Origin of the sequence: Pontibacillus halophilus JSM 076056 = DSM 19796 (assembly GCF_000425205.1) — a bacterium.
In the GTDB taxonomy this organism is placed as follows: domain Bacteria; phylum Bacillota; class Bacilli; order Bacillales; family BH030062; genus Pontibacillus_A; species Pontibacillus_A halophilus.
In genome coordinates, this window is sequence record NZ_AULI01000002.1 from 190,653 (window position 1) to 207,472 (window position 16,820).

At 41.0% G+C, this 16,820-nt stretch carries 16 protein-coding genes; 5 read left to right on the forward strand and 11 right to left on the reverse strand.

Annotated features, from left to right (window positions below):
- Window positions 1–54: 54 nt before the first annotated feature.
- Entirely contained in the window at window positions 55–1,773 is a 1,719-nt protein-coding gene (locus H513_RS0103355) for an NADPH-dependent assimilatory sulfite reductase hemoprotein subunit (protein ID WP_026799447.1), read from the reverse strand.
- 30 nt (window positions 1,774–1,803) lie between these two features.
- The gene (locus tag H513_RS0103360; RefSeq protein WP_026799448.1) at window positions 1,804–3,609 is read right to left on the reverse strand and encodes an assimilatory sulfite reductase (NADPH) flavoprotein subunit; all 1,806 of its coding nucleotides are present in this window, start codon (window positions 3,607–3,609) and stop codon (window positions 1,804–1,806) included.
- A gap of 512 nt (window positions 3,610–4,121) precedes the next feature.
- Here H513_RS0103360 and H513_RS0103370 point away from each other — a divergent pair.
- The gene (locus tag H513_RS0103370) at window positions 4,122–5,084 is read left to right on the forward strand and encodes a LacI family DNA-binding transcriptional regulator (RefSeq protein ID WP_026799449.1); all 963 of its coding nucleotides are present in this window, start codon (window positions 4,122–4,124) and stop codon (window positions 5,082–5,084) included.
- A 21-nt stretch (window positions 5,085–5,105) separates the two neighbouring features.
- Here the strand turns inward: H513_RS0103370 and H513_RS0103375 are convergent, their stop codons facing one another.
- A complete protein-coding gene (locus tag H513_RS0103375) occupies window positions 5,106–5,972 on the reverse strand; it encodes a GNAT family N-acetyltransferase (protein WP_026799450.1) in 867 nt (288 codons plus the stop codon).
- A gap of 96 nt (window positions 5,973–6,068) precedes the next feature.
- Here H513_RS0103375 and H513_RS0103380 point away from each other — a divergent pair, with 96 nt between their 5' ends.
- Window positions 6,069–6,701, forward strand: a complete 633-nt coding sequence (locus H513_RS0103380; protein WP_154655172.1) for a hypothetical protein — start codon at window positions 6,069–6,071, stop codon at window positions 6,699–6,701.
- A gap of 148 nt (window positions 6,702–6,849) precedes the next feature.
- On the opposite strand, the gene H513_RS0103385 is transcribed toward H513_RS0103380, so the two are convergent.
- Both H513_RS0103385 and H513_RS21450 read right to left on the reverse strand, forming a co-directional pair.
- Complete coding sequence (locus tag H513_RS0103385; RefSeq protein ID WP_161625286.1) at window positions 6,850–7,764, reverse strand: serine hydrolase domain-containing protein; 915 nt, start codon at window positions 7,762–7,764, stop codon at window positions 6,850–6,852.
- Window positions 7,733–7,873: a hypothetical protein gene (locus tag H513_RS21450; protein ID WP_154655174.1), complete on the reverse strand. Its 141-nt coding sequence runs from the start codon at window positions 7,871–7,873 to the stop codon at window positions 7,733–7,735. The genes H513_RS0103385 and H513_RS21450 overlap by 32 nt, the downstream gene beginning before the upstream one ends.
- An 87-nt stretch (window positions 7,874–7,960) precedes the next feature.
- On the opposite strand from H513_RS21450, the gene H513_RS0103395 reads away from it, so the two are divergent.
- On the forward strand, window positions 7,961–9,094 hold the full coding sequence (locus tag H513_RS0103395; protein ID WP_231572096.1) for a serine hydrolase: 1,134 nt from the start codon (window positions 7,961–7,963) through the stop codon (window positions 9,092–9,094).
- 97 nt (window positions 9,095–9,191) lie between these two features.
- Here the strand turns inward: H513_RS0103395 and H513_RS19505 are convergent, their stop codons facing one another.
- Window positions 9,192–9,587 carry a cupin domain-containing protein gene (locus H513_RS19505; protein ID WP_051239634.1) on the reverse strand — a complete coding sequence of 132 codons (396 nt, stop codon included), beginning with the start codon at window positions 9,585–9,587 and terminating at the stop codon, window positions 9,192–9,194.
- 281 nt (window positions 9,588–9,868) lie between these two features.
- Window positions 9,869–10,228: a hypothetical protein gene (locus H513_RS0103405; RefSeq protein ID WP_026799454.1), complete on the reverse strand. Its 360-nt coding sequence runs from the start codon at window positions 10,226–10,228 to the stop codon at window positions 9,869–9,871.
- A 303-nt stretch (window positions 10,229–10,531) separates the two neighbouring features.
- Between H513_RS0103405 and H513_RS19510 the strand changes: the two genes are divergently transcribed.
- Both H513_RS19510 and H513_RS19515 read left to right on the forward strand, forming a co-directional pair.
- The gene (locus H513_RS19510) at window positions 10,532–11,104 is read left to right on the forward strand and encodes a glycerol-3-phosphate acyltransferase (RefSeq protein ID WP_051239636.1); all 573 of its coding nucleotides are present in this window, start codon (window positions 10,532–10,534) and stop codon (window positions 11,102–11,104) included.
- Entirely contained in the window at window positions 11,101–12,693 is a 1,593-nt protein-coding gene (locus H513_RS19515; protein ID WP_036769762.1) for an aminotransferase class V-fold PLP-dependent enzyme, read from the forward strand. Before H513_RS19510 ends, H513_RS19515 begins: the two co-directional genes overlap by 4 nt.
- 501 nt (window positions 12,694–13,194) lie before the next feature.
- On the opposite strand, the gene H513_RS0103420 is transcribed toward H513_RS19515, so the two are convergent.
- The 4 genes from H513_RS0103420 to H513_RS0103440 form a co-directional block, all read right to left on the reverse strand.
- On the reverse strand, window positions 13,195–14,442 hold the full coding sequence (locus H513_RS0103420) for an MFS transporter (protein WP_036769765.1): 1,248 nt from the start codon (window positions 14,440–14,442) through the stop codon (window positions 13,195–13,197).
- A gap of 88 nt (window positions 14,443–14,530) precedes the next feature.
- Window positions 14,531–15,058 carry a GyrI-like domain-containing protein gene (locus H513_RS19520; protein ID WP_051239638.1) on the reverse strand — a complete coding sequence of 176 codons (528 nt, stop codon included), beginning with the start codon at window positions 15,056–15,058 and terminating at the stop codon, window positions 14,531–14,533.
- 444 nt (window positions 15,059–15,502) lie between these two features.
- On the reverse strand, window positions 15,503–15,991 hold the full coding sequence (locus tag H513_RS20800; protein ID WP_051239640.1) for a YdbC family protein: 489 nt from the start codon (window positions 15,989–15,991) through the stop codon (window positions 15,503–15,505).
- A 35-nt stretch (window positions 15,992–16,026) separates the two neighbouring features.
- Window positions 16,027–16,665, reverse strand: coding sequence for an NUDIX hydrolase (locus tag H513_RS0103440; protein ID WP_026799456.1), 639 nt, complete (start codon window positions 16,663–16,665; stop codon window positions 16,027–16,029).
- Between the last annotated feature and the right edge of the window lie 155 nt (window positions 16,666–16,820).

Genomic DNA, 16,820 nt, shown 5'->3' on the forward strand with positions numbered 1-16,820 from the left:
TAAATTTTCAGATAATTAAGAGAACCCGTGAAGATATTCTTCACGGGCTTCTACTTATTTATGAAATTCCATCCCATCGTGTACTGCATCGACGTACCCAGTACGAACAACAAAATCACCGAAGTGCTCATGATTATAGCGGCTCTTCGCGTAGTGACTTAAAATTGGCTTTAATGTCGTCAGGATGTCTTCTTCTCCGATATTCTCCCGGTACAGTTGGTTGAGACGATTTCCAGCAAACCCTGCACCTAAGTAGAAGTTGTACTTGCCAGGAGCCTTCCCAATAAATGCAATTTCGCCAAGTGCCGGGCGTGCACATCCGTTAGGACAACCTGTCATTCGAATGACGATTTCTTCATCTCGAAGACCTACATCCTCCATCATAGCTTCAATTTTATCAATCAAACTAGGCAAGTAACGCTCTGACTCTGCCATAGCCAAACCACATGTTGGCATTGCAACACATGCCATTGAGTTTCTACGTAATGCCGAATTCTCTTTTCCATCCTGTAATCCATATTCGTCTACGAGACTCTCAATGGTAGGCTTCATTTCCTCCGTTACATTGGCAATGATGACATTTTGGTTGGCTGTAAGGCGGAAATCGCCTGTATGAACGTTAGCGATTTCTCTTAGCGCCGTTTTAAGCATGTATCTCTCAGTATCTTTAATTCTGCCGTTCTGAATAAATAGGGTTAGATGCCAATTCCCATCGCCTTCCACCCATCCATAGCGATCCCCGTTATGATTGAAGTGAAAGTCTTTCTGATCTTCTATCTCCCAACCTAATCGATCATTTAGTTGATTGATTACCCAATCAACCCCGTACCTATCAATTGTATACTTGAATCGAGCGTTTTTCCGGTTCGACCGATTGCCATAATCTCGTTGAATGGTCACAATCTTTTCAGCTACTTCAACAACACGTTCTTTAGCGACATAACCAATAATCCTTGCAAGCTGTGGATAGGTAGATGCGTCTCCATGGGTCATTCCCATGCCTCCACCTACTGCTATATTAAATCCTTTAAGTACACCCTCTTCAATGATTGCGATAAAGCCAAGGTCTTGAGAATAGACATCCACATCATTTGAAGGGGGGACGGCAATTCCAATCTTAAACTTCCGTGGCAAGTACGTAGGCCCATAAATCGGTTCAACTTCTTCATCGAGCTCTCTACTGTCGACCACCTTTTCTTCGTCGAGCCAAATCTCATGATAAGCACGTGTCCGTGGAGTGAGGTGGTCACTAAGTTGCTGTGCCCATCTGTACACTTCTTCGTGAACACTTGATTGGTCAGGATTTGGATTACACATCACATTTCGATTTACATCTCCACAGGCTGCAATCGTATCCATTAATGAATCGTTGATTGCCTGGAGACTACTCTTCATATTCCATTTCAGTATCCCATGCATCTGAAAGGCTTGACGGGTTGTAAGTTTAAGTGTGCCGTTTCCATATTCATCAGAAAGACGGTCCATCGTAAGCCACTGCTCTGGGGTCGCAACCCCACCTGGAGCTCTTACGCGCACCATGAATGAATAAGCAGGTTCAAGCTTTTTCTGCTTTCGTTCGTTTCGTACATCTCTGTCATCTTGCATGTAACTCCCATGAAACTTTAACAGCTTCCCATCTGAATCTGGAATGCTTGCAGTAATCCGGTCTTCGAAACTCTCCATGATGGAGCCTCTTAAGTAATCACTTTCCGTTTTGATGTGTTCCATTTCACTAGGCGTTCCACCTTGTTTCACTTGATCCTTCTCACTCATTCTTCTAGCCCCTTTCGTTCAACGCCGTACTTAATAGACATCTCGTTGGTAACGTTTCTCTTTACGCATTTGTGTTAAGTAGGATTCAGCTTCCTCTTCGTTCATCTCCCCTACTTCCATTAACACTTCAGCAAGGGCTTGGTGTACATCCTTCGCCATATAGGTTTCATCGCCACATACATACACATAAGCTCCTTCTTTCAACCACGTAAAGAGAGCCTCTCGCTGCTCTTTAATCTTGTGTTGAACATATACTTTTTCCACCTGGTCTCTTGAGAAGGCAACATCCATCCTTGTTAGAATCCCCTCTTTAAGCCAGTTCTGCCATTCCACTTGGTAGAGAAAATCAGAAACAAAGTGCTGTTCACCAAAGAAAAGCCAACTCTCTCCATCTGCCTCTATCTCCTCACGCTCTTCCATAAATGCACGATATGGAGCAATACCAGTTCCTGCCCCAATCATAATAATCTTCGTTCCTGTGTCCTCAGGTAGCTTGAAGTTCGGATTATGTTGAATGAAGACAGGCAATTGGTCACCCAACTCAGAACGTTCTGCACATTGGATTGAGCAAACTCCACTACGAGCTCGGCCGTGAGCATCATATCGAAGAGCACCAATCGTCAAGTGAACCTCATCAGGGTTCGCTCTTAAACTACTTGCAATTGAATACAGTCGAGGAGGCATCTTACGTAGGACAGATACGATTTGTTCAGGCTCAATCGTTAATGGACCAAATTCCTTAATTAAATCAAGCAGGTCTCTGCCGTACATAAAGCTTTTTAGCGTTTCCCTTTCTTCTTCCATAAGAGCCGCAAATGCTTCATTTGGAATATAGTCCACCAGCTTCTCGAGAAGTGGCTTCGTCAAGCTCGTAATCTCATACACGTCCGTGAATGCATCTCGTACAGGTCTTTTCTCCCCATCTTTATTTACAGATACAAGTTCATCTCCTGTCCACCCAAGTTCTTCTAACAGCTGTTGGACAAGAACAGGGTCATTTTGTGGGAATATACCTACGCTATCACCAGGTTCGTACTCTAGACCCGAACCTTCCAAATCAAGTTCAATGTGACGTGTTTCTTTATTGGAACCACGGCCATTTAAATTGATGTTCTCAATGATTTCTGCATAGAATGGGTTCCCCCGAGAATGAACAGATGCTGCTTTAGTTGGTTCTTGTTGATGCGGAGATGAGCTTGAAGGTACAACACTGTCGTCTTCACGAAGCTTCTGAAGCAATTCAGAGAACCACGCCTCAGATGGTTCTTCAAAGTCAAGGTCACAGTCCACACGTGCAATCAACCGTTCGCCCTTCAGCTGCTCCAACCGCTCGTCAAATTCTTTACCCGTTTCACAGAATAAGTCATATGAAGTATCACCAAGCGCCAATACAGAGAAGCGAATATGACTCAAGTCAGGAGCACGCTTTCCAAAAATATAATCATAAAAGGACATCGCATTATCTGGTGGGTCTCCATCACCATGTGTGCTTGTTACAATTAATAAGTCTTCCACATTCTTTAAATGCTTCGTTTTAAAGTCGTCTAACGCGCTTATCGTTGAAGAAAACCCTTCTTTCTCTAACCGTTCACCGAAGTCTTCTGATATTCGTTTCGCATTACCCGTCTGGGATCCATAAAGAATTGTAATGGTACGTCTTCCGCCTTCAGTTTCATTTATTTCTTCCTCTTTCGCTGCCGGGATGTTTGAGGTATTCACTGCTGCTAGATACCCACTTAGCCATTGGCTTTGAGCCTCTGTCAGAGTGGGTAGTAGTTCATTTACTAACTTCACCTGGTTCTCATTAAAGGGACTATTGGTGACTCGGATGGTCAAGGTCTACACCTCTCTTTATGGTTTGCTGGAATAGATTCCACAGGGTAATAAAACAATCGTATGTGTACTATGTAAAGCAATCTATTCCTAGTTGTTTAGTCGGTTTTACAAGTAGAAAAGATCCATTAAATGATACTAGTAGTGTATGCATCTAATGGTTCCCTTCATGTATACGAAACAACAAAATCATCACGATTGGTTCACATGTTATGCCGAACTGATTAAAATGTCAATATATTTATTAGAAAATTATCATAATTCCACACATTCACTTCATCCTTTCACAGTGCTCACTCATAAAAGAAATCTTCATAGTAGCGAAAGGGTTGTTCTTCCAATTGGGATTCATTTATAGTTAGAGTATAAGAAACCGTCACCAACTCCACCACGCATAATAATAGTAGTGAACATAAGCCTAAGATCATCATAGCTCTCCTCCTTGAACTTTTGTTTATCTTCACTTTACTTTGTGAAACGCGTTTCATAGCAAGCATTGATTTGGAGGAGATTCTATGGCAAACATTAAAGATCTAGCAAAGCATGCTGGAGTTTCAGTTACAACCGTATCAAGAGTGTTGAATCATCACCCTTATGTCAACGAGGAGAAGAAAGAGCGGGTTCTTGCCAGTATGGAAGAACTTAATTATGAACGAAACATTAATGCCGTACACTTATCTACTGGAAAGACAAATGTCATTGGTGTCGTCGTTCCGTTCGTTAACCACCCCTACTTTAGTACGCTATTACAAGGGATTTCAGACGAGGCGTTAAAGAGAAATCATCAACTGATGCTCTTCCAAACGAACTATGAAGTTGAAACTGAGCTAAAAGCATTACATATGTTGAAAATGAAGCAAATGGATGGTCTTATCTTTTGTTCGAGAGCGTGTGGATGGGAGGTTCTACAAGACCATAAACGTTATGGTCCTATCGCTTTGTGTGAAAATGTTCAAGATTCTTTCATCTCTTCTGTTTATATTAATCACTTTGAGGCATTTCGTCATGCGTTGAACTATTTAATTCAATGTAATCACAGCAAGATTGGGTACTGTATCGGACGGAGTACAGGTTCGAATAGCAAGAATCGGATTCAGGCCTATAACGAGACAATGAATGAACTCGGGGAAACCATACGAGACGATTGGATCTTCACAAATTCGTACACATTGGAAGACGGTATTAATATTGCTAAATCCATTCTAATTAAAGAAGAACGGCCATCCGCTTTACTCGTTAGTAGTGATCAAGTGGCAGCAGGCATCTATATGGAATGTGAACGAAATGGATATAAGATACCAGATGATCTTGCTATTGTAGGATTTGATAATGATGCGATGGCAAGCTACCTAAACCTATCTACGATTGAATTGCCATTAGTACAGATGGGGCAACAATTACTGAAAGTTGTTCTAAAGGGACAGTACGGACTTCGTAAAGAAATGCCATTTACACTTATAGAACGCCAGTCCGTATAGCATAACAACATCACTACCTTCTCACGTTCCAATTGTTTTTGACCATGCGATAAGGTGGGAAGAACGGCGGAACCCCACTTTCTCATACAAAGACATCGCACCTTCATTGTGCATGGAAACACATAATGTCACTTCGCTGACACCCTGCTGAAATGCCCAATCTAACGCTCCATGTAGTAACACACGTCCATATCCTTTGTGTCGATGGTTCGATTCAACTCCAATAAATTCTATGGAAGCTTCACCATGCTCTGGAGAGGCTTCCACATAAACATAACCTACCGGCTGTCCATGTTCGACGACTAGGAAGATGTTGTGCTTCTCATTAAACCCATTCACCATTTCGTCTCCAGAAAGATACGCATTCTCAAATAGTTTGTCATGCAGGGACACTAGAGCATTGTAGTACACATCCTTGTATTCTGTTAGCATTAATTCATGCTGATGTGATTGATACCCTTCACTTGTACACGTCCAAATCAATTCTTCACTTAGTTTAGTGTAACCCCGTTGTTCCGCCCATGAATTCACTGATTCATTCTGAATATCTGGAAATACCATTACACGATGTAATTTCTTTGGGAAATTGTGCAACAAGACTGAGATGAGCTTGTCATAGGAGTGGAACGATTCATCTTTAGCAAATGGTCCCCATATTTCTCCTAAACCTCTTGTTTCATCAAAGTCAATCCCACACATGGCGACCCACTCACCGTGTTCCTTTACTCCTACGAACGCATCACTCCATATAACATCTGTGAAATCTTGTAGGAGCGCATCCATAATTTCTTCATGACGATCTCCGCAAAACCCAATATGGGTGCGCCTCGAACTATTCATTTCTTCTATAAATTGTGCAACTTCAAGTACAGTTGGCATTCCAATCATACTTATCCACCTCTTCACATGATTTGATTACATTTATTCATACACAAACAATCCACGCATAAGCATGAAGAAATCTTCTAAATGGCGGTGTTTATGATGAGATTCTATCGGAAGAAATTCTTGGTTCTTATCCTCTCCACTCTATTCTTCTCCCTCACGTACTATCATTTTAAGAGAGACACGAATTACATAGACTTTGAAATCCTGATGCTAAATGAGGAAGTCACGAAAGCCGCTTCTCTCTATGAATCACTTTCAGAAAGTGACCAGCGAGAGGCTTATGACTATTTATCAGAACAACTCCACGCTCACTTTACCGATTATAAACAAGGAAAGCTTACATTCGACGAGGTTATGGAGAACATGCGGCTCTTTACTCCATTCAATTCGTTCTTCGACTCAGAACGTTCCTTTATTGAACAACAGATTCATGAACGATATGCAATATCGCTTCTCATTGCTAATGCGGAGCAGTTCTTACTAGATCAAGAATATAAAGAAGCCTACATCCATTTCCAAAAAATTAGGGATAGTAAAGATTTATTGGTACAGGAGAATAAATACAACGAAGTAAAAATGCTCTATGTAAATGACTTAACGAACCGTTATAAACGAGCAGATGAAATAAGTGACGCCGCTTCCATGTACAAGCTTGTCATAGAAGCGAAACGTCATTTACAAGAGGAAGACCTTCTCCATTTCAACCGCTTTGTTGACAGTCTTGAATAGCCACAACTACAGTAATCCTTTATGAACCACATACAATCGTTATTCTACTATAATGGTAATCGCAGATTGATCTATAGATAAGAGAAGGTCTCTCTACAAATGAAGCTAGGATAGAAATTGAAGTAAGAACGATAAGATGGCAAGTGACCTAATCTAGAGCTCTTGCCTCTTCAATGCTTCTCATAATCTTATATAAATCGTATTCTCCATTGCTTGTAATCGTAATATACGACTTAGAATTCGGGTAGTACGAAGAATGAAACCGAACACCAGGATCAAATCCCATAACGAAATACTTACGAATCCCTTTAACTCCGTACTTCATCCAGACACCATAACCATATCCAGTCGAATCATCTACTTCAACATGAGAGCTAAGAAGTTGTTGCTTATGTTGTTCCCCAATCAGCTTATGTGAGAATAGTGCATTCCAAAACTTGTTGAAATCACCCGCAGTTACAAATGCTCCTCCATCCGCCCCACCTACAACTGGAATGGCATATTGATTTGTCCTCATAACTCCATGTTCCGTAGCTATATAACCAAGGGCAGTGTTGGAAGGGAGCTCATCTAGACGAAAGTATCCAGAATCGTCCATCCCAGCACGGGTGAAAATCTCTTGTTCTACATAGCTTTGAAAGGATTTACCTGCTATTCGCTCAACAATCAAGCCTAGGACAATGAAAGCAGCATTATTGTACTGAAACTGTTCACCTGGCATAAAGTCTTGTGGCTTTCCGTTAAAGAGCGGAATAAAATCCTCCAAGGTTTGTAAGGTATACATTGGAGTGTGGCGCCACAATTCCTCGAAATCATCCATCGTTGACTCGTCAAAATAGTCAGGAATACCAGAGGTGTGCGTTAATAGATGATGCACCGTCACGGTCTCATCAAATAATGGGAAATAACCTGGTAGCAATTCTGCTACCTTTGTTTCGAATTGAAATGCACCACTTTCTACCAACTGAGCAACCGCAACAGCTGTGTATACTTTAGAGCCTGAAGCAATACCAAACCTCGTATTCTGTCTGTTATTCATTCTTTCTGATTGATTTAAAGCCAAAGGGTTCATTGCAATAAATTTCTTCCCCACTTCCGGCTGTAACGACACCTGAAAAGCTCTGATCTGTTATGCCCTCTCGGATAGGGTCTTTTATCGTAACGGTTTTCATGAGAGACTCCTCCTGCTAATAAAAGGATTTTGGATGAACTAGAGAGAACTTAACTAATAGAAAGACAGGAATGGGGCCAGAAAGGAGATGATTACCCTTATGGGCGTTCTATTCTGGGTAATTGTAGGTGTACTTCTATTGATCCTAACAGGATTCGGCATTAGTTATGCATTATTTCATAGACTCGTAAGGAAGCGGGACCCAAAGTATGTACATTCGTTTCTTCATAAACACGTTTCGAATCCTAACGTTTCACTTCTTATTCACTATAATGACACCCCAATCGCTCAGAAACATAGCCACACACCGCTCCCCTTAGCAAGTACAGTTAAGATCATGGTCGCAATTACTTATGCGAAGCAAGCTGCAAATGGCAACGTCAATCCAGAAGAACCAATCTCATTAAAAGACCTAGAAGTCTTCCATTTCCCCAAAACGGATGGCGCCGCTCACCAAGAATGGCTGGCTTCCATAAGGGCGATTGATAAAAAAGATACTGTGCCTTTAAAAGAGGTAGCGTATGGGATGATGGTGTATAGTTCAAACGCAAATACTGATTACTTATTCAGTAAACTTGGGAAGAACGCGATTAATCGAACGATAGAAGAGCTAGAACTAAAGCACCATGAACCTATGTATAGTATAGTCGGAGCACTAGGAATCCCTTCCCTACTACTAACAGAGAACCATACAAGAAAAAGCGCACTAACTGAACTGCAGAAAATGTCTATAAAAGAATATCGAAAGAATGCCAATACCGTTCATGATAGGTGGAAGCACAACCCGTTATCTCACACAGATAAGAACGAGTTAATCTCTCATCTACATGAAGGATTTAGGCAACTGTGGTCCGATCGTCTACCAAGGTCAACAACACACGATTATGTACAAGTCATGAAACGATTAAACCAAAAGGAACACTACTCTCATGAAGTCTATACACACCTTGATCCTTTACTCCAATCGTTAATGGAACACCCAGGCAACCGCAAGTGGCTACAACATGCAGGCCAAAAATCCGGTTCTACTGAATACGTGTTAGCCGTTGCTTTCTATGCGACTGATCAAGAAGGAAATAGAACAGAATTTGCTTTCTTAGCTGACAAGTTATCTCCCTATGAGCAAGCGCGTTTGTCAAGAAACATGAACGACTTTCAGCTTAACGTTCTGAAAAGTGAAGAGTTTCGAAATGAGTTGATAGCTAGCCTAACCAATCGTTAACATTCCAATGTAAATGAGCAGTCCAATCCGGTCTTAAGTAATCAATCTTCTAGAAAGATGGACATACTCCTTTAAATTTGTAATAAAAAGCCCACTCCTATATAGAAGTGGGCTTTTGAATACCGCTTTTTGCTGTAATATTAGATTCCTTCATCAAAGCAGGTAATTCGAGTACTAGACTCTCAAATACGACCGCTGTCAATCCAATTGTACTCTTCGTTTCATGAAACTCGCCTTTCTTCCAGTAGACTGCATCTCCTCTACTGACGCTCACATATGTCTGGTTCTCACCTGAGACTACGCCCTCCCCTTCGATCACCACGAGGAGCTGGTCAGTCATGGCTTCATGATAGCCCACTTTCCCACCTGGAGGCAGATACATAAAGCTCACATGTGTCTCTTCTTTCGTTGACGTCAATTTCGTTAATCGAAAATTGGACTGAAACTTTTCAACTGGAATACCTGCCGCAACATCAATTTGAAAGATTTCCATCCTTCTTCCCTCATTTCATGACGTTATGAATGAACATCTATCTTTACCCAATTTCTCCCTTCTTCAACCCCCTCTGAGTATGAGAAGAAGCTAAACCGTGCAATTGTAAGACATCGCTAGAACAAAACAGGGAGAAACTAGTGCTAAGCAAATCAAAAAACAATTGAATGGAAGAAAGCAATCCCTTTCATACCTTCTAAGAAACTAGATTACAGAAAAGAACACTCGCAACTCACGAGTGTTCTTTCATTGGATTCAATCTCATATGTAGTTCCTTTATGCTATGCAGATAAGAAATACGATTGCCGTCTAAAACAACCCAATCCCGCTACCATAAACAATAATGATTGTATGACAGTAGCCCCGAGAGTTAAAGGAATCATAAGTAAACCTGTAAGGAGCAAATAGACACCAGCACGCTTAGGTTGTCGTCCCATTAAGCCTAACGAGTAGACAGCCAAGCCTAGTCCAATCGCATGTACAATAAATACAAACCATGCATACATAACCTCTGTGCGAGCTGGTAATTCATTCGGGTACTTCAACATAACAACTACCATCATTCCTACGCCTAATAGCAATACGAGAGCTTGTAAAGAGACGCCGATTATAACTAATCTTCTCCTCCATGTTCGATTCATAGAATCCTCCTCTTCCAGAAGTGTTGGAATGAAATTTTTAGCTTTCGTTTCTATAGTGCGGTAGCCAATTGCATGAGAATTAGTAGGGTTCGTGCTTCCACTATATGCGTTTTATATACTACATACTTTCGACCATGACATACAAATTCCTTCTTTTTACCCCTCTTTTTTACTAGATTTACTGTCATTAATAGAAATATATGTAATATTTGTATGATTATTGTTGATTGTACGGAATACTTTTATTATAGTGGAAACCATATTTGTAATAAGTGGACGAGATTACAAGGAGTGATGTGAACCTTGTCCGTTACTATCATACTAGTTGCAGCTTTCTCATATTTTATGGGGAGTATTACAGGTGCCTATTACGTTGTTAAATGGAAGAAGGATATAGACTTACGAAGTTATAAATCTGGGAATGTTGGGGCTACTAACGCAGGGCGTCTGCTCGGTCGTGAAGGTTTCTTGCTTACTTTATTTATTGATTTTTGTAAAGTTATCTTGACTCTGTGGCTTACAGAAAGCTTATTCATGGAAGAGAAGCTGTTACTTATTAACGCTTACGCCCTCTTATTCGGTCACCTGTTCCCTCCGCAACTAAACTTTAAAGGCGGGAAAGGGGTTGTTGTCTTCTTATCCATTACTCTCTATATCGCCCCTGTTAGTTTCATCATGTTCAGTTTAATCGTAGGCTTCTTAAGCTTAACTAAGCTCCCTTACACTCAATGCGGTTTTATCTCAATGAGTTCGATCCCTATTACAGCTCTTATGTTATATGACAGCTTACTTGTGCCAATTAGTTTACTAGGATTGTTGATTATCATTATAGTCGCGCACATTCAACCTAAACGAAGAATGGAGGAAACAATTTGAGTTCCATTGTCTATAAAGAAGCGAATGAAGCTGAAGAGCTCGCTCAAATTCATCAATTAAACTACAACACATTTGTGAATGAGATTCCACAGCATAGAGAAAATGATGAGCACGTGCTCGTAGATCGGTTTCACAATGAAAATACATATATCATTGCCAAAGAAGGACACAAGGTAATTGGAATGGTAGCCGTTCGCGCATCTCGCCCGTTTTCATTAGATGAGAAGTTGCCTAACTTAAACGAATATCTTCCACACTGTGGTCCATTCTGCGAAATTAGATTGTTGTCTATTCTTAGTAATCACCGAAGCTCGAGAGTCTTCTTTCGCTTGTGTGAAACACTCGTTGAATATTGTATAAAGAATGGATACGAAACAGCTCTTATTTCAGGAACAACGAGACAGCTTAAGCTATATAAACGAATGGGCTTTATTCCATTTGGTGAACTCGTTGGTTCAAAAGATGCTCCGTATCAACCAATGTATTTAACCAAAGAGACATTTCGTCAATCTACCCGTTCTTTTAGCAAGGTCATAAGAAAGCAGGAGAAACACAAGGAAACTCTATCTTTCTTACCTGGTCCAGTCCAATCACATCCATCAGTTGAAGATGCATTTTCTAAGCAACCTGTTTCCCACCGAGATCAACATGTAAAAGAACTCATGACGAAAGCAAAGAAGCAACTTCAAGAGTATACGAATGCGAACTACAGCGTACTGATGGTTGGAACAGGCACATTAGCGAATGATGCCATTGCCTCGCAGTTATCGACCTTTAAAGGTGAAGGACTCATTCTCATAAACGGCGAATTTGGGAGTCGATTACGGGACCATGCCAATCGATTAAATTTATCACATTATACTATAGAAAAGAACTGGAACATTCCTATCACGATTGAAGAAATAGAACAGATTCTTGACGAGCAGTCATCCATCTCATGGTTATGGACCGTTCATTGCGAAACGTCAACGGGGTATATATATGACGTTGAAGCTATCCAACGTCTTTGTGAACAGTATGGTGTTGAAGTTTGTGTAGACGGATGCAGTTCACTTGGTGCAATCGAGACCAACTTCAAAGAAATGTATTTAGTGAGTTCAGTGAGCGGGAAAGCACTAGGCGCCTTTCCTGGTCTTAGCATTGTTCTCCATCGCGAGCCGTTAAGGCCAAATGCAACCATTCCACGTTACCTAGACATAGGGGTGTATGAACAGCATGGAAGTCTTCCCTATACTCATAGTTCCAATCTGCTAGACGCCTTGACCACATCCATGACTAAGAGAAAATCAGCAGAAACGGTAGCTTATGTGAAGTCGATAAGAAGCATATTGGCATCGAACAACATCCCTGTAATAGGAGACGACACATACTCCCCAGAAGTTATAACGATTGAGATTCCAGAAGAAGTTTCAAGTAAATCAGTTGGTGATTACTGCAAAGAACAAGGGATACATATTAGTTATGAGAGTGAGTACTTAATACGTAATAATTGGGTACAGCTTGCATGTATGGGATGGTTCGAGCAAGAACGAATTCATAAAGGACTGAACACCTTTATGAAACTTTACCATGATAAGGTTACAAGATAATCCGCCCTCGTTCTGTTAGCCAATACGGGTTACCTTGCTTCTCTCCCTCTTGTCACTATGGATAAAAACTTTTGTTTGTAGAGCGAGTAGGATTCAACCTTCATCTTGATTCACTATGGGAAGAATCATGGTTACTCGTTCATTGCATTGGAGTCTAGATTCAAACCTTCTTTCAATCCATGAAAGAGATTGGTCTCTATCACAATACAATGTTTGTATTGTACGGCGATCATTATGGGATTTCATCAGAATATGAACCTGGTGTGTTGGAGTTATTAAACAAACGAGATTCAGTCTTTAATACAGTGTCTCTAAATAGGCCCCCTACTCATTCACATACCCGGCCAAGAAGGGAGCAGATTGGACACACTTGGAGGTGAAATTGATAGTAGAGCCACCTTCCTACATTTATTAGGCATTAATTCTGACCAAATTATTAACTGAAATTTAAGGAAATACGAATAACTAAAGGTTCGCTCCTACAGGGCGAACCTTTAGTTATTAAATTTCTTCAATTGTACGAACGTCACGGTCAAAGAACACGTAACAACCTCCCAACACCACCCATATCCCAGCCACTATGTAAACAAGTCCAGCAGACGTTAAATCGGCTACATATCCCCCAATGATAGCGATTATAGGGATAAAGATTGCTGCAATAGACATCGTCAAGTTCTGAATCCGCCCTCGATACTCATCTTCTACGAGCGTAATCAGTAACGAAGAAAAAGCTACATTGAAGATAGTCAAACAAAAACTCAATGAAAAATACAGCGCCATGCCCATATATACATTCGTAAGCATTCCAACTAAAGAGATGCTTACACCTCCAGCAATCATACTGCCTGTAAATGTATGTACCGGTTTAAACCAATTCAATAGACGCTTAGCAAACAAACCAACTAATATTCCACCAATTGCTCCAACAGCGTTGAACCAACCAAATACAATAGCCCCCCCATTGTATTGCTCACGCACGACAACAATAAACAAAGGGCCGATGACAGAAGCAAGGTTAATGACCATGCCAATCATAATGAGTTTAAATAAGGTCCGATGGGACCTCATAATCTTTAATGCTTCTTTCAATTCATTGAAAAAAGCGAACTTCCGTTTCACCTCTTCTGTTGCAGCCATCTGAATCGCATCTTCTCGTTTGGTCGTAGATGAGAGAAAGAGCACTTGAAGCAATAAGCACGCGAGTAAATAAATAGCCGAATGGCTAAGCATGACCCCAACAAACCCTACTAATGAAATGAGAAACCCACTGATTGATTTACCGAGAACAACAGCGATTTGTGAGGTTGACGATATATATCCATTCACTTGAACAATTCTATCCATGGATACAATCCTTGGCAACAGCTTACTCTTTGCGGGGAGAATGGTCGTCATCCCTATCTCATGAATGACTACACCTATGTATAACAGAATGACAAAATAGTCAAGAAACGTAACATAAGCGATCGTCATTGTAATGCCTACAGCTATCATGAGAACAAATCCTAGTTGCATCGTCCACTTAGGATGATTGCGGTCGGCAACTACCCCCATAAAAGGCCCAATTAAAATTTGTGTAAGCATACTGATTGTCGTCAAGATGGACGCATACAATGCAGACTGTGTCTGATCATACACGTACCAGAAGATTGCTACGTCGTATATACTGTCAGCCAATGCAGTCAAGAACTGATTTGTAACGATGACACTCATGTTTCGACCAAGAATGGTACGATTCACTTCTCCCATAATAGTCTCCTTTATATCAGTCGATTACGTACCTATACCGCTCATCTAAGTAAGAGAGGAAACCTGTTAGATTGTAATGTGTAGGTGGCTAAGAACACGCTTTAATGCTCCCTTTCTTTCCTACAGGTATAGAATGTGAGATGTTGGCGTTTTGAACTGGGATCCAAATTTCCATTACGTAGTCATCGCTATAGGGGTTCAAATCCTGTTGTATATGGACCACTTCAAGCTCTGGACCTTCAGCTAACTGGTATGAAGACTCAGGCAAGAGAACATTCCATATTTGGTGATACGTATCAAAGAGCGTGTTTATATGACCTTCGTGGAGGAATACGAGGTACTGACAGGCGGGGAATGTAAAAGATTTCATGCCTATTGGTAGGTTTACAATCTTATCTGATTCCACTCCAGCGATGTAAAAGTAATCGTCACTTCTTGGAGGTAAACAAACGCCTGTTATGGTCTCAGCCTCAACATCCACTTCTTTATACCGAGTCTTCATTTCTCCCCATAAATGTTTAATTACATCATCATCTTCAGAATTTTGATGAGAGCCTTTGTTCGACACTCCAATAACTGTGAAGGATTCTTTCACAACAAGCTTCGCAGGCTTCACTGTAGTCCTCCTCACTTACATAGTTGACAAGATTTGAGCATTCAATCATGATTGACGCTTGTAGAAGCAATAAGACAGTCTCTACTCGAATAGGGCCTCTCTTTGTTAGAATAAGATTCTCTTCATTGATGGTTTTGCCCGTGGCTACATACCACCTGCCTACTCCTTTATTGAGACAGTACTTTCATACCGCCTCAACAAGAATTGCCTAAAGATATAGAAATCCATAAGTTATCCCAGCTACTAGAGCTGCAACGAGGCCCCCAGTCCCTACTCCCATTGCAGCAGCTACAAACCCTGGTCCTACGAGTTCCACCTGTTTGATCTTACCTCTTGCACTTTCTCTTGGATTCCATTCGCGTCCATGGTCCCCATCAATGCATCCGTTTTAAAGACTGGCTTTATAGTTGTTTAAAAATTTCGACATTTTCACGTATAAATGTTTTAATTGAGTTGCGTAACTCTCCCAAGTACGTGCCAATCTTCTTCAACCCGAATGCGATTAGTACAGGAATCATCCACATTTAACTGCAATGAACATTCGTCTTCAATCCCCTTAGCAATCATTAAAGAGGCTTCTCGATTTGGATTGTACGTCGTGTTTATAGAGACATGAGTCGCACCTTTAAATCTCTGAAAAGCATCATCATCTAAAGCACAATCAAAAAACGATACATGTATGGCGTCACATGTGTGTTGTTGACCATTTCCAAAAAATATGGAATCGTGCCTCGTGGCCATGAACGTTTGGTATGAGGTCATATCCCTCCAAAAAGCTAAAATCGTTACTTCACTGGGAAAATTGGCATGATAGCCTCCGAGTTGTGCATAGAATCCTTCAATGGTGGATAGGTCTTCCCATTTTCGTTGAAGTTCATGAAATTCCTCTCGCTTTGACGTTGGCACTTTGCATTGAATAACCTTTAAAATCAACAAAATACCTCCTCTAACCATGATTTAGATACTTGTTAATCGATCCATGTGGCGAGGTTCGGTGCGTTTTCGTATTGAAAGAGTAAGTCAACTTGTGATGGGGTTACCCGCCCTAGTGACAATGGTGGAAGTTCGTGTCTACTGAAGAACTGTACGTCACTTGTTTCCATACTGGTAGATGGATTTCCTCCTACAATCTCACATTCTATGAATAACTTGTAATATTGAAAGATTTCCGCAGGGTGAGGGTGCTTAAACTTATCAAGCACAGCTAACAATCGTACTGGGACCGTTTCATAGCCACTCTCTTCATAGAGTTCCTTCACAACATTCTCCTTTGGGGAATATCCAATATCGCAATATCCACCAGGGAGTGTCCAGCGACCATCACTTCTCTCTTTCACTAAGAGAATTTGCCCTTCATGAAAGACCACTCCGCGAACATCTACCTTAGGCGTTTGATATCCCTTTTCTTGTGTGTACAATTGAAGCACAGACTGCATCTCATGCTCCGAATGTTGTTCAATAATCTCTGCGCTAAGTTGAAGTAGCTCTTCGTATCTTCCTTTGTCAAATGGATCCTTCGCGTAGGTCAGGCCTGCTTGAGATATAGACTGAATTTGTTGCGCCCATTGAAGCCACTTCATCGTTGCAGGTGTCTTGTATTCTGCCATCCTTTCACATCCTCTGAAATCTTATTTACCCTTCGTTACTTCAAGACTTGTAATGGGTAATTTAATGCCGATACATTTACCATATCATACCATCACAAACCTGGACATGATGAACATTACAGAAATTAAAAGACGAAAACGGACCAACCTGTGTT